Annotated in this window: 15 protein-coding genes; 4 read left to right on the forward strand and 11 right to left on the reverse strand. The window is 72.8% G+C overall.

All coding sequences use genetic code 11. The annotated features are described in order from the left end of the window. Nucleotides 1–15 precede the first annotated feature (15 nt). The 3 genes from ACIRVF_RS35270 to ACIRVF_RS35280 all read right to left on the reverse strand — a co-directional run bounded on the left by ACIRVF_RS35270 (nucleotide 16) and on the right by ACIRVF_RS35280 (nucleotide 4,284). A complete protein-coding gene (locus tag ACIRVF_RS35270) occupies nucleotides 16–1,209 on the reverse strand; it encodes an RtcB family protein (protein ID WP_402827366.1) in 1,194 nt (397 codons plus the stop codon). Between the two features lie 346 nt (nucleotides 1,210–1,555). Next, nucleotides 1,556–2,920: a M16 family metallopeptidase gene (locus ACIRVF_RS35275; protein ID WP_402827556.1), complete on the reverse strand. Its 1,365-nt coding sequence runs from the start codon at nucleotides 2,918–2,920 to the stop codon at nucleotides 1,556–1,558. A gap of 20 nt (nucleotides 2,921–2,940) precedes the next feature. Continuing rightward, on the reverse strand, nucleotides 2,941–4,284 hold the full coding sequence (locus ACIRVF_RS35280) for a M16 family metallopeptidase (protein WP_402827369.1): 1,344 nt from the start codon (nucleotides 4,282–4,284) through the stop codon (nucleotides 2,941–2,943). A gap of 307 nt (nucleotides 4,285–4,591) precedes the next feature. Here ACIRVF_RS35280 and ACIRVF_RS35285 point away from each other — a divergent pair, with 307 nt between their 5' ends. After that, the gene (locus ACIRVF_RS35285) at nucleotides 4,592–7,042 is read left to right on the forward strand and encodes a DNA topoisomerase (ATP-hydrolyzing) subunit A (RefSeq protein ID WP_402827372.1); all 2,451 of its coding nucleotides are present in this window, start codon (nucleotides 4,592–4,594) and stop codon (nucleotides 7,040–7,042) included. Nucleotides 7,043–7,174: 132 nt separating this feature from the next. Next, nucleotides 7,175–8,077 (forward strand): sucrase ferredoxin, encoded by a 903-nt coding sequence (locus ACIRVF_RS35290; RefSeq protein ID WP_402827375.1) that lies wholly within the window; start codon nucleotides 7,175–7,177, stop codon nucleotides 8,075–8,077. Between the two features lie 106 nt (nucleotides 8,078–8,183). On the opposite strand, the gene ACIRVF_RS35295 is transcribed toward ACIRVF_RS35290, so the two are convergent. From ACIRVF_RS35295 to ACIRVF_RS35305, 3 genes are all read right to left on the reverse strand, one after another. Beyond that, entirely contained in the window at nucleotides 8,184–9,242 is a 1,059-nt protein-coding gene (locus ACIRVF_RS35295) for an ABC transporter substrate-binding protein (RefSeq protein ID WP_402827559.1), read from the reverse strand. Nucleotides 9,243–9,338: 96 nt separating this feature from the next. Further along, the gene (locus tag ACIRVF_RS35300) at nucleotides 9,339–10,220 is read right to left on the reverse strand and encodes an ABC transporter permease (protein WP_402827378.1); all 882 of its coding nucleotides are present in this window, start codon (nucleotides 10,218–10,220) and stop codon (nucleotides 9,339–9,341) included. Then, the gene (locus ACIRVF_RS35305; protein ID WP_402827381.1) at nucleotides 10,210–11,016 is read right to left on the reverse strand and encodes an ABC transporter ATP-binding protein; all 807 of its coding nucleotides are present in this window, start codon (nucleotides 11,014–11,016) and stop codon (nucleotides 10,210–10,212) included. Before ACIRVF_RS35305 ends, ACIRVF_RS35300 begins: the two co-directional genes overlap by 11 nt. A 300-nt stretch (nucleotides 11,017–11,316) precedes the next feature. Here ACIRVF_RS35305 and ACIRVF_RS35310 point away from each other — a divergent pair, with 300 nt between their 5' ends. Next, nucleotides 11,317–12,909 carry an ATP-binding protein gene (locus ACIRVF_RS35310; RefSeq protein ID WP_402827384.1) on the forward strand — a complete coding sequence of 531 codons (1,593 nt, stop codon included), beginning with the start codon at nucleotides 11,317–11,319 and terminating at the stop codon, nucleotides 12,907–12,909. Further along, entirely contained in the window at nucleotides 12,909–13,598 is a 690-nt protein-coding gene (locus ACIRVF_RS35315) for a response regulator (protein WP_188306076.1), read from the forward strand. The genes ACIRVF_RS35310 and ACIRVF_RS35315 overlap by 1 nt, the downstream gene beginning before the upstream one ends. A gap of 90 nt (nucleotides 13,599–13,688) precedes the next feature. On the opposite strand, the gene ACIRVF_RS35320 is transcribed toward ACIRVF_RS35315, so the two are convergent. From ACIRVF_RS35320 to ACIRVF_RS35340, 5 genes are all read right to left on the reverse strand, one after another. Next, on the reverse strand, nucleotides 13,689–15,365 hold the full coding sequence (locus tag ACIRVF_RS35320; protein WP_402827387.1) for a cation acetate symporter: 1,677 nt from the start codon (nucleotides 15,363–15,365) through the stop codon (nucleotides 13,689–13,691). After that, nucleotides 15,362–15,976, reverse strand: coding sequence for a DUF485 domain-containing protein (locus tag ACIRVF_RS35325; protein ID WP_402827390.1), 615 nt, complete (start codon nucleotides 15,974–15,976; stop codon nucleotides 15,362–15,364). Before ACIRVF_RS35325 ends, ACIRVF_RS35320 begins: the two co-directional genes overlap by 4 nt. Before the next feature lie 127 nt (nucleotides 15,977–16,103). Continuing rightward, nucleotides 16,104–16,889, reverse strand: a complete 786-nt coding sequence (locus ACIRVF_RS35330) for a response regulator (protein ID WP_402827393.1) — start codon at nucleotides 16,887–16,889, stop codon at nucleotides 16,104–16,106. Then, nucleotides 16,886–18,043, reverse strand: a complete 1,158-nt coding sequence (locus tag ACIRVF_RS35335; RefSeq protein ID WP_402827562.1) for a sensor histidine kinase — start codon at nucleotides 18,041–18,043, stop codon at nucleotides 16,886–16,888. The genes ACIRVF_RS35330 and ACIRVF_RS35335 overlap by 4 nt, the downstream gene beginning before the upstream one ends. Nucleotides 18,044–18,128: 85 nt before the next feature. Further along, the gene (locus tag ACIRVF_RS35340) at nucleotides 18,129–18,614 is read right to left on the reverse strand and encodes a DUF1453 domain-containing protein (protein ID WP_402827396.1); all 486 of its coding nucleotides are present in this window, start codon (nucleotides 18,612–18,614) and stop codon (nucleotides 18,129–18,131) included. Nucleotides 18,615–18,650: the final 36 nt, after the last annotated feature.

Consider the following 18,650-nt stretch of genomic DNA (forward strand, 5'->3'; position numbering starts at 1 on the left):
TCGGGAGGCCTCGACTCAGCCCTTGACGCAGACCACCTGCTTGAGGTGCGCGACCACCTCGACGAGGTCCTTCTGCTGGTCGATGACCTTTTCGATGTTCTTGTAGGCGCCCGGAATCTCGTCGACGACACCGCTGTCCTTGCGGCACTCGACGCCCTTGGTCTGCTCGGCCAGGTCCCGCGTGGTGAACCGCTTCTTGGCGGCGTTGCGGCTCATCTTGCGACCGGCGCCGTGCGAGGCGGAGTTGAACGAAGCCGCATTGCCCAGACCGCGGACGATGTAGGAGCCCGTCCCCATCGAACCCGGGATGATCCCCAAGTCGCCGGAGCCGGCCCGGATCGCGCCCTTGCGGGTCACCAGCAGGTCGACGCCGTCGTAGCGCTCCTCCGCGACGTAGTTGTGGTGGCAGCTGATCACCTCGTCGAAGGTGACCTCCGCCCTGGTGAACTCGCGCCGGACGACGTCCTGGAAGAGCGCCATCATCAGGGCGCGGTTGTGCTTCGCGTACTCCTGTGCCCAGAAGAGGTCCTGGCGGTAGTCGGCCATCTCCGGGGTCTTCGCGAGGAAGACCGCCAGGTCCCGGTCGACCAGGCCCTGGTTGTGCGGCAGTGAACGGGCGACGCCCATGTGGTGCTCCGCCAGCTCCTTGCCGATGTTGCGGGAGCCGGAGTGAAGCATCAGCCAGACCGCGCCAGTCGTATCGACACACAGTTCGATGAAGTGATTTCCTCCGCCAAGCGTCGCCATCTGCTGCATCGCCCGCTCGCGGCGCCACTTGACCTCCTCCGCGACCCCGTCGAAGCGCTGCCAGAAGTCGTTCCAACCCGCCGCGCGGAAGCCGTGCAGCTTGGTCGGGTCGACCGGGTCGGCGTGGAGGCCCCGTCCGACCGGGATGGCCTGTTCGATCTTGTTGCGCAGGCCGGAGAGGTCGTCCGGGAGGTCCTTGGCGGTGAGGGAGGTCTTCACCGCGCTCATCCCGCAGCCGATGTCGACGCCGACTGCCGCCGGGCAGACCGCGTCCTTCATGGCGATGACGGAGCCGACGGTCGCGCCCTTGCCCAGGTGGACGTCCGGCATCACGGCGAGGCCGTGCAGCCAGGGCAGGGAGCTGATGTTGCGCAGCTGCTGGAGGGCCGCGCCCTCGACCGTCGCCGGATCGGTCCACATCCGGATCGGGACCCGGATTCCGGGCACTTCGGTGTACGTCATGGTTGAACGACCTCCATGGGCCGGGGAATTCACGAGAAATGGGGTGCCGCGCGAAGGGAATCCCGGCGTGGCTCGGGGAAGTTCAGGGGCGGGTGCGCTCAGGCAGCCGGAGCGGAACAGGGGAGGAACGGCCTTGGGGAGCGTCGTCGTGTCTCTCGCTCGACCCGCATGGTGACCGCCTCCCTTCGTTCGTCGCAGTTCGCGGTTCGCACGTGTTGTGCGTCGGGGAACATCTATCCACGGAACCGCCTGGGCCCGCAACGGATTTAGAACACGTCCGGCCCGGTCGGAGCGAAGGCGCTCCGACCGGGCCGGACGACGGCGACGGACATCGGACGACGGGGTGTCAGCTGATGACGGTGACCTCACCGATCCCGAGCGCCCGCACGTCCGCCTCGATCTCGGCGGCGTCGCCGACCAGGACGGTGACCAGGCGGTCCGGCGGGAAGGCCGCGACCACGGCCTCGGTGGCCGCCGCGGTGGGCAGTTCGGCCAGCTGCCGGTAGACCTCGGCCTGGTAGTCGTCCGGGAGGTGCTGCTCGACCTGGTCGGCCAGGGTCCCGGCGACCGAGCCCGCGGTCTCGTACTTCAGCGGCGCGACGCCGACCAGGAACTGCACGGCCTCGTCGCGCTCGGCGTCGGTGAGGCCCTCGGCGGCGAGGGTGCGCAGGATGGTCCAGGTGTCGGCGAGCGCGGGGGCGGTGGACGCGGTGTCCACCGAGCCGCTGATGGCGAGCAGCGCGCGCCCGCTGCCGTCGGCGGCGGAGCGCAGCGGCTGGGCGAAGGCGCGGACGCCGTAGGTGTAGCCCTTCTCCTCGCGCAGGACGCGGTCGAGGCGGGAGGTGAGGGTGCCGCCGAGGCAGTAGGTGCCGAGGATCTGGGCGGCCCAGACCGGGTCGTGGCGGTCGGGGCCGATCCGGCCGATCAGCAGCTGGGTCTGGACGGAGCCGGGCCGGTCGACGATGACGACGCGGCCGCGGTCGTCGCCGGTGACGGCGGCGTGGACGGAGGGCTCGGCGGCGGAGCCGGTCCAGGTGCCGAGGGTGCTCTCCAGCAGGGCGGGCAGGTCGACGCCGGTGAGGTCGCCGACCACCACGACGGTGGTGGTGGCGGGGCGCACGTGGGCGTCGTAGAAGGCCTTGACGGCGGCGCGGTCGATCGACTTGACGGTGTCGGCGGTGCCGCTGCGGGGCCGGGAGAGGCGGTCCGCGGCGTCGAAGAGCTCGGCGTAGAGGGCCTTGGCGGCGCGCCGGGCGGGGTTGGCCTGCTCGTGGACGATCTCGTCGAGGCGGTTGGCGACGAGGCGCTCGATCTCCTCGGCGGGCAGGGCCGGAGCGCGCAGGGCGTCGGCGAGCAGGGTGAGGCCGCGCTGGAGCCGGGAGGCGGGGACCTCCAGGGCGACCCGGATGCAGGGGTGGTCGGCGTGGGCGTCGAGGGTGGCGCCGGCGCGTTCGAGCTCGCCGGCGAACTCCTCGGCGGTGAGGGTGTCGGTGCCCTCGTTGAGGGCGCGGGCGAGGATGGCGGCGATGCCGTCGAGCCCCTCGGGTTCGGCCGCGAGCGGGGCGTCGAGGAGGACCTCGACGGCGACCAGCTGCTGGCCGGGCCGGTGGCAGTGCAGGACGGTGATGCCGTTGCCGAGGGCGGCGCGCTCGGGGGCGGGGAACGCCCACGGGCTGGGGGTGCCGGGCCGGGGCTGGGAGTGGAAGGTCATCGCGGGGACGTAGTCGGTGCTCATACGGCGGCACCCTCCTCTTCGGAAGCGGCGTCGGAAGCGTCGCCGGCGGTCGCGGTCGGCTCGTAGACGAGGACGGCCCGGTTTTCGGGGTGGAGTCGGGCCTTGGCGACGGCCTGGACCTCTTCGGCGGTGACGTCGAGCACCTTGGGGAGGGCCTCGTTGAGCAGCTTGGGGTCGCCGAACAGGACGGCGTAGCGGCAGAGTTCGTCGGCGCGGCCGGCGACGGTGGTGAGCCGGTCGAGCCACTCGCGCTCGATCTGGGCCTGGGCGCGCTCCAGTTCCTCGGCGGTGGGGCCCTCGGCGGCGAAGCGGGCGAGTTCCTCGTCGACGGCGGCGTCGATCTGCGCGATGGTCGCGTCGCCGGAGGTCTTGACGTCGAGCCAGCCGAGGCTGGGGGCGCCGGCCAGGCGCAGCAGGCCGAAGCCGGCGGCGACGGCGGTGCGGTCGCGGCGGACGAGCCGGTTGTAGAGGCGGCTGGACTCGCCGCTGCCGAGGATGGTGAGGGCGAGGTCGGCGGCGTCGGCCTCGCGGGTGCCGTCCTGGGGCAGGCGGTAGGCGGCCATCAGGGCGCGGGAGGGGACGTCCTCGGTGAGGTGCTGGCGGAGTTCGCGGCCGATGGTGTCGGGGAGTTCGCCGGAGCGCGGGGGCTGCTTGCCGTCGTGGGCGGGGATGGATCCGAAGTACTTCTCGACCCAGGCGATGGTCTGCTCGGGGTCGATGTCGCCGACGATGGACAGCACGGCGTTGTTGGGCGCGTAGTAGGTGCGGAAGAACGCCCGGGCGTCGTCGAGGGTGGCGGCGTCGAGGTCGGCCATGGAGCCGATGGGGGTGTGGTGGTACGGGTGGCCGTCGGGGAAGGAGAGCGCGGTGAGCTTCTCGAAGGCGGTGCCGTACGGGACGTTGTCGTAGCGCTGGCGGCGTTCGTTCTTGACGACGGCGCGCTGGTTCTCCATGGACGTCTCGTCGAGCGCGGCGAGCAGGGAGCCCATCCGGTCGGCCTCCAGCCAGAGGGCGAGCTCCAACTGGTGCGCGGGCATGGTCTCGTAGTAGTTGGTGCGCTCGAAGCTGGTGGTGCCGTTGAGCGAGCCGCCGGCGCCCTGGACGAGTTCGAAGTGCCCGTTGTTGGAGACGTTGGCGGAGCCCTGGAACATCAGGTGCTCGAAGAGGTGGGCCAGGCCGGTGCGGCCCTTGACCTCGTGGCGGGAGCCCACGTCGTACCAGAGGCAGACGGCGGCGACCGGGGTGAGGCGGTCCTCGGAGAGGACGACGCGCAGGCCGTTGGCCAGGCGGTGCTCGGTGATGGCGATGCCTCGGCTGGAGGCGGGGGCCGGGTTGGCCATGCGCTCGGGTCCTTCCCGTCGTCGATGTCGGGGTTCGTGTGGCGTCCCCCATTGTGGTGCAACGCGCGGGGAGCGTGTTCGTGCCCGCGCGGAAGCGGCGTTCGCCAGGGGCGGAAGAGGGCCGCTGACCGGGAGTGTCGGCGCGAGGGTCCACAATGGGGGCGCCGTGCCCTGTTGACCGCGCCCGGTTGACGGGTCGCGGCGGCAGGACGGCGAAGCAGGACGGCGACGTCCGTCCGACGATTTGACCGACGGCCGACGACCGGCCGACGACACAGCCAGCGACACGTAAGGGAGCCCCGCCGCGATGGCCCGCCGCAGTTCGCAGACCCCGCCGCCCGGAGACTTCGAGGAGCGGATCCTCGACGTCGACGTCGTGGACGAGATGCAGGGCTCCTTCCTGGAGTACGCCTACTCGGTGATCTACTCGCGTGCGCTGCCGGACGCGCGGGACGGTCTGAAGCCGGTGCACCGCCGGATCCTGTACCAGGCCAACGAGATGGGCCTGCGTCCGGACCGCGCGCACGTGAAGTGCGCCCGTGTGGTGGGCGAGGTGATGGGTCGGCTGCACCCGCACGGTGACGCGTCGATCTACGACTCGGTGGTGCGCATGGCGCAGCCGTTCTCGATGCGGCTGCCGCTGATCGACGGGCACGGCAACTTCGGTTCGCTGGGCAACGACGACCCGCCGGCGGCGATGCGCTACACCGAGTCGCGGCTGACGGCGGCCTCGATGGCGATGGTGGAGTCGATCCACGAGGACACGGTCGACTTCGGGCCGAACTACGACGGCAGCGAGCAGGAGCCGCTGGCGCTGCCGGCGGCGTTCCCGAACCTGCTGGTGAACGGCGCGACGGGCATCGCGGTGGGCATGGCGACGAACATGCCGCCGCACAACCTGTCCGAGGTGGTGGCGGCGGCCCGGCACCTGATCAAGCACCCGAGCGCGGACCTGGACACGCTGATGCGGTTCGTGCCCGGTCCGGACCTGCCGACCGGCGGGCGGATCGTGGGTCTGTCGGGGATCCGGGACGCGTACGAGTCGGGCCGCGGCACGTTCAAGATCCGGGCGACGGCGACGGTGGAGTCGGTGACGGCGCGCCGCAAGGGCATCGTGGTGACCGAGCTGCCGTACAACGTCGGCCCGGAGAAGGTCATCTCGAAGATCAAGGACCTGGTCAACGCGAAGAAGCTGCAGGGCATCGCGGACGTCAAGGACCTGACCGACCGCGAGCACGGGCTGCGGCTGGTGATCGAGGTGAAGAACGGCTTCGTGCCGGAGGCGCTGCTGGAGCAGCTCTACAAGCTGACGCCGATGGAGGAGACCTTCGGCATCAACAACGTGGCGCTGGTCGACGGGCAGCCGCTGACGCTGGGTCTCAAGGAGCTGCTGGAGGTCTACGTCGACCACCGGTTCACGGTGGTGCGCCGGCGCAGCGACTTCCGCCGCCGCAAGCGGGAGGAGCGGCTGCACCTGGTCGAGGGTCTGCTGGTGGCCCTGGTCGACATCGACGAGGTCATCGCGATCATCCGGTCGAGCGACAACGCCCAGCAGGCGAAGGAGCGTCTGATGGAGCGCTTCTCGCTGTCGGAGACGCAGACCGGGTACATCCTGGACACCCCGCTGCGCCGGCTGACCAGGTTCGACCGGGTGGAGCTGGAGCAGGAGAAGGCCAAGCTGACCTCGGAGATCGCGGAGCTGACCGAGATCCTGGAGTCGGACAGCAAGCTGCGCAGTGTGGTGTCGTCCGAACTGGCCGCGGTTTCCAAGCAGTTCGGGACGGAGCGGCGGACGGTGCTGCTGGAGGCGGGGGCGGCTCCGTCGGCGGCGCTGTCGGTGCCGCTGGAGGTCGCGGACGACCCGTGCCGGGTGCTGCTGTCCTCGACGGGGCTGCTGGCGCGGACGGCGGACGGTGAGCCGTTCGAGCTGTCGGAGAAGCGGGCGAAGCACGACGTGATCGTGTCGGCGGTGCCGGCGACGGCGCGGGCGGACGTGGGTGTGGTGACGTCGGCGGGCCGGGTGCTGCGGCTGCCGGTGATCGACCTGCCGGCGCTGCCGCCGACGCCCTCGCCGACGCTGGCGGGCGGCGCCGCGGTGGGCGAGTTCCTGCGGCTGGAGGCCGGGGAGCGGGTGCTGGCGCTGACCACGCTGGACGAGTCCTCGCCGGGGCTGGCGCTGGGCACCGTGCAGGGCGTGGTGAAGCGGGTGGTGCCGGAGTGGCCGGCGAACAAGGACGAGTTCGAGGTGATCGCCCTGAAGGAGGGCGACGAGCTGGTGGGCGCGGTCGAACTGCGGACCGGCGAGGAGGACTTGGTCTTCGTCACCTCGGACGCGCAGCTGCTGCGCTACCCGGCGGGCCAGGTTCGTCCGCAGGGCCGTCCGGCGGGTGGCATGGCGGGCGTCAAGCTGGCGGACGGCGCCCGGGTGCTGTCGTTCACGGCGGTGGATCCGGCCGCGGACGCGGTGGTGGTCTCGGTGGCGGCGGCTTCGGGCACGCTGTCGGGTGTCGAGCAGACGTCCTGGAAGGTCACCCCGTTCGAGCAGTACCCGCGCAAGGGCCGGGCGACCGGTGGCGTGCGCTGCCAGCGCTTCCTGCGCGGCGAGGACGGCCTGGCGTTCGCCTGGGTCGGTGCCGCCCCGGCCCGGGCCGCCACCGCCAAGGGCGCGCCGGTCGACCTGCCCGAGCGCGATCCGCGCCGGGACGGCTCGGGCACTCCGGTGACGACGCCGATCGCGGTGGTCGCCGGCCCGGCGTAGCCGGGGTCGGGAGGGCGGGGTGCGCCTGGGCACCCCGCCCTCCGGCCTGCCCGGAGGTTCCCGTTCCGGCCGGATCCGGGCACCACGCAGGCCCCCGGGCCGGGCCGAACCGCTGAGGGTAGCCTTGCCTAGATGAGCACCTGTACGACCCTTTCGCGTGAACTTGCGGAGCCGCTGGCCGCGACCGCCGCGGTGGCGACCACCTGGCTGCTGGTGGAGCAGAACGGCCCGTGGGGCGCGAGGGCACTGGGCGAGAGCCACCTCGACCGGGCGACCGGGCGGGAGCTGGAGGCCGCCACGGCCGGTACGGGCGTGCGGGTGGCGCTGATCCGGCGGCCGGGCCGGCACGCGGACTGCCTGCCGACGGCGCGGCACGAGGTGGTCGTCGCGCACACGGTGCCGGGCCGTGGCTGGGTGCGCCGGGCACAGGTGGCGGACCCGGCGGAGCTGCTGGAACTGGACTTCGCGGCGCTGGGCGCCGGTGACCACACGGGCTTCGGGGCGGAGCACGTCGGCGGTCCGATGGCGTTGGTGTGCACCAACGGCCGCCGGGACCGCTGCTGCGCGCTGCTGGGCCGTCCGCTCGCGGCGGAGCTGGCGGGGGCCGGGCACAGCGAGGTGTGGGAGGTGACCCACCTGGGCGGGCACCGCTTCGCGCCCACGATGCTGGTGCTTCCGTACGGCTACGCGTACGGGCGGCTGACGCCGGAGAGCGCCAAGGAGGTGCTGGCGGCGACGGCGGCCGGGCACATGGTGCCGGAGTGGTCGCGGGGCTGCTCGGGCTGGGAGCGGCCGGGGCAGGCGGCCGAGCACGCGGTGCGGCTGGCGACCGGCGAGACCCGGGTGGACGCGCTGACCGTGGCCCAGCGGCCGGACGGCGAGGGCCGCTGGCTGGTGAGGGTGGTGCACCGGGACGGCCGGGCGTGGGAGGTGGACGTGATCGAGACGGTGAGCGAGCCGCCGCGTCCGGAGAGCTGCGGCAAGGCGGCGGGAACTCCGTCCCGGATGGACGTGCTGTCGGTACGGGGCGTGTAGCGGCCCCGCGCCCGTGGGGGTGAGCGCGGGACCGCGGCCGGATCCGTTGATCGGGTGATCCGGAGGTCCGGAGGTCCGGTGATCCGCAGGTCCGGTGATCCGGTGATCAGCCGGTGGCCTTGCCGACGAACTCCGTGGTGTACGTCCGGGACAGGTCGATCGTCCCCTCCTTGCCCTGGACGTCCGGGTGGAAGGCGGCGAGCACCGCGAGCACGGTCTTGGGCCCGTCGGCGGGCATGACCCCGTCGGTGGTGAACATCGGCAGGGTGGACTTGATCGCCGCCGCGTACTGCGCGGCCCCGCCCTGGGCGTAGTCGGCGGGCATCTGCGCGGCGATCTCCTCCGGGGTGTGGGTGGACATCCACTTGAGGGTCTTCACGAAGGCGTTGGCGAGCTTCTGGGTGGTGTCCTTGTTCTTCTCCACCCACTCGGTGCTCATGTACAGCGAGGAGGACGGGTAGAGCCCGCCGAGCGCCTGGCGCGAGCCCTCGGGAGTGCGCATGTCGTAGAGGACCTTGCCGAGACCCTTGTCGAGGACGTTGGCGACGGTCGGGTCGGTGGTCATCCCGGCGTCGATGCTGCCCTGCTGGAGGGCGGCGACGAAGGTCTGGCCGGCACCGACGGCGATCGGGCTGAAGTCGCTGACGGAGGCGCCGTTCTTGACCGCGAGGTACTTGGTGAGGAAGTCGGTGGAGGAGCCGATGCTGGTGACGCCGAGCTTCCTGCCCTTGAAGTCGGCGCCGGACCTGATGGCGTCGGCCTGCTTGGTGGAGACCAGTTCGACCTCGCCCGGGGCCTGGGCGAACTGCACCACGGACTCGACGTGCTTGCCCTTGGCCTGCAGGTCGATGGTGTGGTCGTAGAAGCCGACGGCGCCCTGGACGTCGCCGGCCAGCAGCGCGGTGGTGGCGTTGACGCCGGCCGGCTCGGTCAGCAGCTCGACGTTGACGCCGGCGTCGGCGAAGTAACCGAGCCGCTGGGTGAGCATCGCGGGCAGGTAGATGACCTTGTCCAGGCCGCCGACCATGATCTTGACCTTGGGTCCGTCGACCTGCTTGCCGGCCGGGGCGGCGGCGCCGTGCGCGGAGGTGGCGGCGTCGTTGGCACAGGCGGAGAGCGGGAGGAGCAGGACGGCGGCGAGGGCGGCGACGGCTGATCTGCGCATCACGGGGGGAGCCTCTCTCTTCTTACGGGCGGGGGGAGTTCAGCCGCCTTGCCGACGGCGGCGGTGGGAGTTCAGCCGCGTGGCGGGCGGGGACGATCAGCGGCCGTCGCCGGCGTCGGCGGGCTTCCAGCGGAACAGCTTCTTCTCGGCGAAGGTCAGCAACCCCTCGGTGACCAGCGCGACGACCGCGAGGATGGTCATGGCGGCGTACACCCCGGCCGCGTTGAAGGTGCCCTGGGCGGCGGCGACCAACAGGCCCAGGCCCTTGGTGGCGCCGATGTACTCGCCGACGATCGCGCCGATCAGCGCGAAGCCGAAGCTGACGTGCAGGCTGGTGAAGATCCAGGTGGTGGCGGCGGGAATGACCACCTGGAGGGTGACCTTGCGGTTGTCGGCGCCCAGGATGCGGGCGTTGGCGACCAGGTTGCGGTCCACCTCGCGGGCGCCCTGGAAGGCGTTGAAGAACACCGGGAAGAACACCAGCACCACCGCGGAGGCGACCTTGGAGGCCGGGCCGAGGCCGAACCAGATCAGGAAGATCGGGGCGAGCACGATGCGCGGGATGGCGTTGAGCACCTTGACGTACGGGCCGAACACATCGGCCAGGAAGCGGACCCGGCCGAGCGCGATGCCCAGCAGCACACCGCAGACCACGCCGATCACCCAGCCGCTGAGGGCCTCGTACAGGGTGTAGCCGATCTGCTCGCCGAGCGAGCCCTGGGCGGTGCCGTGGGTGATCCACTGCCAGATCTGGTCCCAGATCTTCGACGGCTGCGAGAAGTTGAACGGGTCGATGACCTCGGCGCGGGCGCACACCTCCCACAGCCCGAGGAAGGCGATCAGCACCCCGGCCCGGGCCGTGTGGACGGTCAACTTCCGGTTGCGCGCCGCCCGTTCGCGGGCCTCGGTGCGCGTTCCGGTGGCCGGGGACTTCCCGGCCACGGTCGCGGCGGTCTCGGACGCGGTCTCAAGCGGCACGACCCGCTCCTCTCTCCCGGGTGATGCGAACCTCTTCGCCGAGCGAGGCCCAGATCTCGCGGTACAGCTCGACGAACCTCGGTTCCAGCCGGACGGCCTCCACGGTGCGCGGTCGTGGCAGGTCGACGGTGAAGATCTCCTTGACGGTGGCGGGCCCGGCCGTCATCACGACGACCCGGTCGGCGAGCGCGATGGCCTCGTCCAGGTCGTGGGTGACGAAGACCACCGACGAGCCCGTGCCGGCCCACAGCTCCAGCAGCTGGTCGGACATCAGGGCGCGGGTCTGCACGTCCAGCGCCGAGAACGGCTCGTCCATCAGGAGGATGGTCGGGTCGTTGACGAAGGTCTGGGCGAGCGCGACGCGCTTGCGCATGCCGCCGGACAGCTGGTGCGGGTAGCGGTCCTCGAAGGCGGCCAGGCCGACCCGGCCCAGCCAGTCCCGGGCCCGCTCCTTGGCCTCGGCGGCGGGCACGCCGCGGAAGCGCGGCCCGGCCATGACGTTGGACAGCACGGTGCGCCAGGGGAAGACGGCGTCCTGCTGGAAGACGAACCCGACCTTGGGGTCGATCCCGCGCACGGGCCGGCCGTACACCCGGACGTCGCCCTCAGTGGGCTCCTCCAGGCCACTGACCAGGGTCAGCGTGGTGGACTTGCCGCAGCCGGTCGGGCCGACGACGGCGACGAACTCGCCCTGGGCGACGGTCAGGTCGAGATCGCGGACGGCGGTGTGCAGCGCCCCGGAGGGGGTGCGGAAGCGTTTCGTCGCGCCCGTCAGCTCGATCGCCGGGGTGCTCATTCCCCACCTCGCTTCGCCCGGCGGGCGCTTCGCGCCGGTGGCACCTCTCGATGGTTCACTCGCTGCGCTCGCTCACGCATTCGTTCCTCCCGGGTCAGTGCTTGCCCCGGAAAGGTAGGAGCGGGCCCGGCCCCGGCGGGAGCCTTCTCCGCGTAGTGCGGCTTCTCCGCGTTGAGGGGTGTTCTGCTCGTTTTGCTTCCGCTACAACTGCGGGACGCGGGCTGACAGAAACACGCCGGAAACATAGGGTGTCCCGACCCCCGGTACCCCCCGTCCGCACCACCCCGAGAGGAGGCCCGGATGAAGCTCCCCCACTGGCCCCGCCGGGTCTTCGCCCAGCTCCTGCTGAGCCAGACCGTCGTCACCTTCGGTGTCGCCGCCGTGACCGCCGGGCTCTTCCTGGCCCCGGTCAGCAGCGAACTGGACCACGACGCGATGCAGCGGGCGCTGTCCATCGCCCAGGCCACCGCCACCGACGAGACGATCGCCCGGGCCGCCGACACCCGGGACGTCGTCACCGCCCAGCGCAACGCCGAACAGATCCGGCTGGCCACCGGCGCCAGCTTCGTCGTGGTCACCGACCTGGACGGCATCCGGCTCTCGCACACCGACCCGGGCCGGATCGGCCAGCGGGTCAGCACCGACCCCGAGCCGGCGCTGGGCGGCCGAAGCGTCACCGCGATCCAGGAGGGCACCCTGGGCCGCACCGCCCGCGGCAAGGTGCCGCTGCGGACGGCGGACGGCCGGATCGTCGGCGAGGTGTCGGTCGGCATCAGCGACGACTCGATCCGCCGCCGCCTGCTGAAGATGCTCACCGGCATCCTGCTGTGCGCCGGCGCGGGCCTGGCGGCCGGGACGGTCGCCACCCTCGTCCTGGCCCGCCGGCTCAAGCGCCGCACCCACAACATCGCGCTCGCCGACATCTCCGCGCTGCTGGTCGAGCGCGAGGCGATGCTGCACGGCATCCGCGAGGGCATGGTGGCGCTGGACGAGCGCGGCCGGATCCGGCTGGCCAACGACGAGGCCGTCCGGCTGCTCGGCCTGCCCGAGGACTGTACCGGCCGCCCGATCGCCGAGGTGCTGCCGCCCGGCCGGCTGGCCGACGTGCTGACCGGGCGGATCACCGGCGCCGACCTGCCCGCCGTACGGGACGACCGGGTCCTGGTGGTCAACCGGATGGCCACCACCGAGGGCGCGGTGGTGACGCTGCGCGACCGCACCGAACTGGAGTCGCTGGTCCGCGAGTTGGACACCACCCGCAGCCTGACCGAGGCGCTGCGCGCCCAGGACCACGAGCACGCCAACCGGATGCACACCCTGCTCGGTCTGCTCGAACTCGGCCGCCACGAACAGGCGGTGGCCTTCATCTCGGAGCAGTCCGGCTCGCACGCCGTGGTCGCCGCCCGGATCGCCGAGCAGGTGCAGGACCCGCACGTGGCGGCGCTGCTCGCGGGCAAGACCGCGGTGGCCGGCGAGCGCGGGGTGCGGCTGGTGCTGGCCCCCGCGGCGCACCTGCCGGACGCGGTGGTGGACGCCCGGGCGCTGGTGACGGTGCTCGGCAACCTGATCGACAACGCGGTGGACGCGCTGGTGCCGGGCGGGGGTGGGCGGCTGGAGGTGACGCTGGCGGCGGCCGGCTCCACCCTGCTGCTCCAGGTCGCGGACAGCGGCCCGGGCGTGCCGGAGGAGCTGCGCGAGCAGGTCTTCGAGGAGGGGTGGACCAGCAAGGACGCGCCCGCGCACCGTCCGCGCGGGCTGGGCCTGGCGATGGTGCGGCGGCTGGTCGAACGGACCGGCGGCCGGATCGTGCTCGACACCGGCCCGCTGGGCGGCGCCCGGTTCACCGTGGAGCTGCCCGAGGCCCTGCTCACCGCTCAGCTCGTGGAGGCGTGATGATCGACGTACTCGTGGTGGACGACGACTTCCGGGTCGCGGACGTGCACGCCGCGTACGTGGCCAAGGTGCCGGGCTTCCGGGTCACCGGCACCGCCCACAGCGCCGGGGAGGCCCTGGCCGCGCTGGAGCGCCGCCCGGTCGACCTGCTGCTGCTCGACCACCACCTGCCGGACGAGACCGGCCTGGCCCTGGTGCGCCGGCTCCGGGAACGGCAGGTGGCCTGCGACGTGATGATGGTGACCGCCGCCCGGGACGTCTCCACCGTGCACGCCGCGATGCAGCACGGCGCGCTCCAGTACCTGGTGAAGCCGTTCACCTTCGCCGGGCTGCGGGACAAGCTGGTCTCGTATGCCCAGTTGCGGCACGCGCTGGCCGCCCCCGCCCGGGAGGCCGGCCAGGACGAGGTGGACCGGCTGTTCGCGACCCTGCGCAGCGCCTGCGCGCCCACCGGGGCGCTGCCGAAGGGCCACTCGGCGCCCACCACCGACCTGGTGCTGGGCGTGCTGCGGCGGGCGGGCCGGCCGCTGTCCGCCCAGGAGGTCGCCGACGCCACCGGCCTGAGCCGCTCGACCGCCCAGCGCTACCTCAAGCAGCTGGAACGGGACAGCCGGCTGCGGCTGACCCTGCGCTACGGCGACACCGGCCGCCCCGAGCACCGCTACGGGCTGGCCGCGCGGGGCGCGTAGGGCGACCGCCCGGCGGACGCGCGGCAATCCGCCCAGGACGTGCGGGAACCCCGGCGGCCCCAAGCCCGCCGGGGTTCCCGGGGCGCGGCACTAGGCCGCGCCCGCACCGGTGAGGGCGCGCACCTCCAGCTCCGCGAAGCGGTCCGCGTCGGCGGGCTCGGGCGAGGTGAGCGTCCCGATCCACCCGGCCAGGAAGCCGAGCGGGATGGAGACGATGCCGGGGTTCTCCAGCGGGAACCAGTGGAAGTCGACGCCGGGGAACAGCGCCACCTTGGACCCGGAGACCACCGGCGAGAAGAAGACCAGCACGATCGCCGGGACGAGTCCGCCGTACACCGACCAGACCGCTCCCCGCACGGTGAACCGCGACCAGAACAGGCTGTAGAGCAGCACCGGCAGGTTCGCCGAGGCGGCGACCGCGAAGGCCAGGCCGACCAGGAAGGCGACGTTCAGCTGCTGGGCGTAGAGGCTGATCACGATCGCCACCGCGCCGATCCCCGCGGCCGCGAAGCGGGCGACCACCACCTCCTGCTGCTCGCTGGGCTTCTCGGCGGCCTCACCCCCGCGGCGGCGGCGCGGGCCGCCGCGCCAGGCGCCCGCCCAGATGTCGTGGGCGAAGGCGGCGGAGGAGGCCAGGGTCAGTCCGGCGACCACGGCGAGGATGGTGGCGAAGGCGATCGCCGAGATCAGCGCGAACAGCACCACCCCGCCGGTGCTGCCGTTGCCGCCGCCGAGCACCAGGGCGAGCAGCGGAACGGCGGTGTTCCCGGCCGAGTTGGCGTGCCGCACCTCGGCCGAGCCGATCAGCGCGGTAGCGCCCAGGCCGAGTGCGATGGCCATCAGGTAGAAGCCGCCGACCAGGCCGATCGCCCACATCGTCGAGCGGCGGGCGGCCCGGGCGGTGGGCACGGTGTAGAAGCGGGACAGGATGTGCGGCAGGCCCGCGGTGCCGAGCACCAGGGCCAGGCCGAGGCTGAAGAAGTCCAGCCGGCTGGTGAAGGTGGCGCCGTACTTGAGCCCGGGTTCGAGGTAGCGGTGCCCGGCCCCGCTGTGCTGGGCGGCCTGGCGCATCAGCGCGAAGAGGTCGCCGTGGAAGCGCACCACCAGCAGCACGGTGAGCAGCACCGAGCCGGCGATCAGCAGGAAGGCCTTGACGATCTGGATCCAGGTGGTGGCCCGCATGCCGCCGATCGTGACGTAGACGATCATCAGGGCGCCGACCGCGATGATGGTCCAGGTCCGGGCCTGGGCGCTGTCGGTGCCGAGCAGCAGGGCGACCAGCGAGCCGGCGCCGACCATCTGGGCGACCAGGTAGAGCAGGGTGACCACGACGCTGGCACCGCCGGCCGCCGCCCGCACCCGCCGACGGCGCAACCGCAGCGCGAGGACGTCGGCGAGGGTGTACCGGCCGGCGTTGCGGACGAGTTCGGCGACCAGCATCAGCACGACCAGCCAGGCGACCAGGAAGCCGATGCTGTAGAGCACGCCGTCGTAGCCGTACAGGGCGATCAGCCCGGCGACGCCGAGGAACGAGGCGGCGGAGAGGTAGTCGCCGGAGAGCGCGAAGCCGTTCTGCAGCGGGGTGAAGTCCCTCCCGCCGGCGTAGAAGTCCTCGGCGGCGTTGCCCTGGCGGCCGACCCAGAGGGTGATGCCGAGGGTGACCAGGACGATGACGGCGAACAGCACGACCGCCAGGCCGTGGTGCTGGCCGGTGGGGGCGACGGGGGGCGGGGTGGCGGTGGTCATCACGCCGGTGGTGGTCGTCATCGCAGCTGGTCCTGGGTGTCCCAGCGCAGGCCCAGGGCGGCGCGGTCGCGCTTGGTCCGGGCGTTGCGGGCGTAGAGCCAGGTGAGCAGGAAGGTGGAGGCGAACTGCAGCAGGCCGAGCAGCCAGGCCACGTTGAGCGGGCCGGCCACCGGGCTGCGCATCGCGCCGGGCGCGGCGGCGTCGGCGGCGACGTACAGCAGGTACCAGCCGAAGAAGGCGGCGCAGGTCGGGAAGACGAACGTGCGGTAGCTGCGCCGGATGTCCTGGAAGGCCGCGCTGGCCTGGACGCTCCGGTAGACCTCGGTGCTGTCGGTGGTGCTCACCGGCGCCGGCTCCTGGGCCGCCGGGGCCGGGGCGGCCGCCGGGACCGGCGGTACGACGGGCGGGGCGAACGGCGGCATCGCGGGCGCCGTCGGCGGGACGGGCGGGGCGGCCACCGGCTCGGTGGCGGCGGTCGACTCGGCGGCGGCCGAACGGGCGGGCCCCGGTTGGGCCGGTACGGCCGTTCGGCGGGGCGCGGCAGCCTGCTCGGAAGCGGTGGCGGTGGCCTGAGCGGCCCACCAGTCGAATCGCTGCCCCTGGCCGGGACTGCTGGTCTGCTGCTGTGGCACTGCTGCTCCTGGGCCGGGCCGGGCGTTCTGACCCGAACCATCATGGAGGCCGCCGGACACCGTCCCTGACCATCGCAGATACCTTCACTCAATGAGGTGGTCGATCATCCGACGGACGCTCATCCGACTACTGCTGCGTCCCGGTGATTCCGTGTCGGAAGGCGTACGCGACCGCCTGCGCGCGGTCCCGCACCGCGGTCTTCGCGAACAGGTTGTTGATGTGCGTCTTCACGGTGGCCTGGCTGACGAACAGCCGCTGGGCGATCTCGGCGTTGGAGAGCCCCTCGGCGATCAGTGCGAGCACCTCCGCCTCCCGGACGGTCAACCCGTCCGGCAGCTCCCCGGCCCGGGCGGCACCCGGCCCAGCCGGTGCAGCACCGGGAACGCCCGGCACGCCCGACCCTCTCGGCACGCCTGACCCTCTCGGCACGCCCGACCCGCCCGGCCCGCCGGGCGCGCCCGGCGACGCGGACTTCGACGGAGCCTCCGAAAGCCTTTCCAGCAGCCGGAGTTGGACCTGCGGCGAGAGTCCCGCCGCACCCGAGCGGACGTCCGCGATGGCCTTGGCGATCTCCTCGCCGCCGGCGTCCTTGGTGAGGTACCCGCGCGCCCCGGCCTGCAGCGCCGGGAACAGCGACTCGTCGTCGGCGTAGGTGGTGAGCACCACGACCTCGGTCCCCGGGTGCGCGGCCCGGATCCGCCGGGTCGCCTCGACGCCGTCGACGCGCGGCATCCGCAGGTCCATCAGCACCACGTCCGGGTGATGGCGCTCCACCAGGGCGACGGCCTCCTCCCCGTCCGCCGCCGCGCCGACCACCTCGATGCCGGGCAGCAGCCCCAGCAGCATCACGATGCCCTCGCGCACCACGGTCTGGTCGTCCGCCACCAGCACCCTGGTGACCGCGGCCGTCATGCCGGCACCCGCAGCAACACCCGCCACCCTCCGTCCTCGGGGCCCGCCAGCAGGGTGCCGCCGAGCAGTTCCGCGCGTTCGCGCATCCCCAGCAGACCGTACCCGCTGCCGCTGTCGGCCAGCTCACGGGAGGACGACTCGCCCGAGGACTGCTCGCCGGGCTCGCCCGCGGACTGGCCGCGCGGCGCCCGGGCGTTGCGCACCTCCAGCTCCACCGCGTCGTCCAGGTACCGCAGTTCGACCGAGCACCGGGCGCCCGGCGCGTGCTTGCGCACGTTGGTCACCGCCTCCTGTGCCGTGCGCCGCACCGCCAGACCGGCCTCGGCGGCCAGCGGCCGGGGCGTGCCGGTGACGGTGAACGGGGCCCGCTCCCGCTCGGTCAGCTCCACCAGGAACTCCCCGACCGGTGTGAACTCCCCGCGCAGCGCGGACAGCGCCTGCCGGGTCTCGACCAGCCCGTCCTGCGCCATCCGCCGTGCGGCGACGACCCGTTCGCGGATCCGCTCACGGTCCGTCCCGGCGTCCAGCATCAGCCGGGCCGCCTCCAGGTGGACCAGCTGCGCGGAGAGGCTGTGGGCGAGCACGTCGTGGATCTCCCGGGCGATCCTGGCCCGTTCGGCGAGCGCCGCGCTCTCCGCCTCCGCGGCCCGGGCGGCACGTTCCTGGACCAGCAGCCGGCGGGCGGTGCCGCGGGCCTCGATGTCCAGCCGCAGCAGGAAGCCGAGCAGGGCGACCCCGCCGATGGTGGCGGCGATGCTGAGCCAACTCGCCCAGCTGGCCGCGGTGTACGAGCCGAGCGCGGCCGTGCCGACGACCAGCGCGGGCGCGGGTGGCAGCCGGACCAGCGCGATCACGGCCAGTCCCACCCAGACCAGATCGGCGAGTGTGTAGGCCCGCCCCCATTCGGCCGGCCAGGCGGCCCCGACCAGGACGGCGGCCAACAGGTAGGAGGCGATCGGGCGCTGCTTCCGGCTGGCCTGGAGGAACCCCACGCAGAGGGCGGCGACCGCGGCCAGTCCGGCCGCCGCGGCCGCCACCGCCCAGCCGGTGTACCTGCCGTCGGCGAACGTCCCCCAGCCGACGACGGCCAGCAGGACGATCCGGCCGAGCACGGTGAGGACCCGCCGCGGCCCGCTCTCGGCGTCGCGCTCCATCCCCTCCCGGGACGGCCAGCGGGTCCAGTACCACCCGGCCACGGGTGCCTCCTCGGTGCTCACTGCGATCGATCCGTGCGGTACGTCAGTGCAGTACGGCGCTCGCCTGCGCGGGATCCAGCGCCCGGGCCCTCCAGTTGACCACGAGCGAGCGGACCAGCAGCAGGACCGCCATGCCGAGCATCAGCGAGCTGCCCGCCTGGTGGACGCCGAGGGCCGAGCCGATCCCGTACAGGCCGATCCGGATGGCGAGCATCCCGCCCCAGGCGGCCAGGGTGGCCTTGGTGCCCTTGACCAGGACCTTGCCGTCGCCGGCCCGCCAGATCCGGACGGTCCAGCCCCAGACCGTTCCCATGGCGAGCACGGCGACCAGTCCGGCGGCGAGCAGGGTGGCCGACAGCGCGGCGTGCTGGTGGTCGATGATCTGCGGGTCGCGCAGCGCCAGCACGCCCAGGATCAGCGGCAGCAGCCAGAAGCGGCGCTCCGTGTCCAGGCGCTGGACGTGCATCTGGCGCTGGACCACCAGGACCACCACCGCGGCGATCACGAGGAGGTTTGCTACGGCAGACATGGGAGGTTCTCCGTCCCGGGGAGAGGCTTTCGCTGA

This window comes from Kitasatospora sp. NPDC101157, assembly GCF_044768255.1.
Taxonomy (GTDB): Bacteria; Actinomycetota; Actinomycetes; order Streptomycetales; family Streptomycetaceae; genus Kitasatospora.

What these genes read in the sequence shown, in the direction of transcription:
- ACIRVF_RS35270 (WP_402827366.1), bottom strand. Translation starts at nt 1,209, where the DNA reads ATGACGTACACCGAAGTGCCCGGAATCCGGGTCCCGATCCGGATGTGG.
- ACIRVF_RS35275 (WP_402827556.1), bottom strand. Translation starts at nt 2,920, where the DNA reads ATGACCTTCCACTCCCAGCCCCGGCCCGGCACCCCCAGCCCGTGGGCG.
- ACIRVF_RS35280 (WP_402827369.1), bottom strand. Translation starts at nt 4,284, where the DNA reads ATGGCCAACCCGGCCCCCGCCTCCAGCCGAGGCATCGCCATCACCGAG.
- ACIRVF_RS35285 (WP_402827372.1), top strand. Translation starts at nt 4,592, where the DNA reads ATGGCCCGCCGCAGTTCGCAGACCCCGCCGCCCGGAGACTTCGAGGAG.
- ACIRVF_RS35290 (WP_402827375.1), top strand. Translation starts at nt 7,175, where the DNA reads ATGAGCACCTGTACGACCCTTTCGCGTGAACTTGCGGAGCCGCTGGCC.
- ACIRVF_RS35295 (WP_402827559.1), bottom strand. Translation starts at nt 9,242, where the DNA reads ATGCGCAGATCAGCCGTCGCCGCCCTCGCCGCCGTCCTGCTCCTCCCG.
- ACIRVF_RS35305 (WP_402827381.1), bottom strand. Translation starts at nt 11,016, where the DNA reads ATGAGCACCCCGGCGATCGAGCTGACGGGCGCGACGAAACGCTTCCGC.
- ACIRVF_RS35310 (WP_402827384.1), top strand. Translation starts at nt 11,317, where the DNA reads ATGAAGCTCCCCCACTGGCCCCGCCGGGTCTTCGCCCAGCTCCTGCTG.
- ACIRVF_RS35315 (WP_188306076.1), top strand. Translation starts at nt 12,909, where the DNA reads ATGATCGACGTACTCGTGGTGGACGACGACTTCCGGGTCGCGGACGTG.
- ACIRVF_RS35320 (WP_402827387.1), bottom strand. Translation starts at nt 15,365, where the DNA reads ATGACGACCACCACCGGCGTGATGACCACCGCCACCCCGCCCCCCGTC.
- ACIRVF_RS35330 (WP_402827393.1), bottom strand. Translation starts at nt 16,889, where the DNA reads ATGACGGCCGCGGTCACCAGGGTGCTGGTGGCGGACGACCAGACCGTG.
- ACIRVF_RS35335 (WP_402827562.1), bottom strand. Translation starts at nt 18,043, where the DNA reads ATGGAGCGCGACGCCGAGAGCGGGCCGCGGCGGGTCCTCACCGTGCTC.
- ACIRVF_RS35340 (WP_402827396.1), bottom strand. Translation starts at nt 18,614, where the DNA reads ATGTCTGCCGTAGCAAACCTCCTCGTGATCGCCGCGGTGGTGGTCCTG.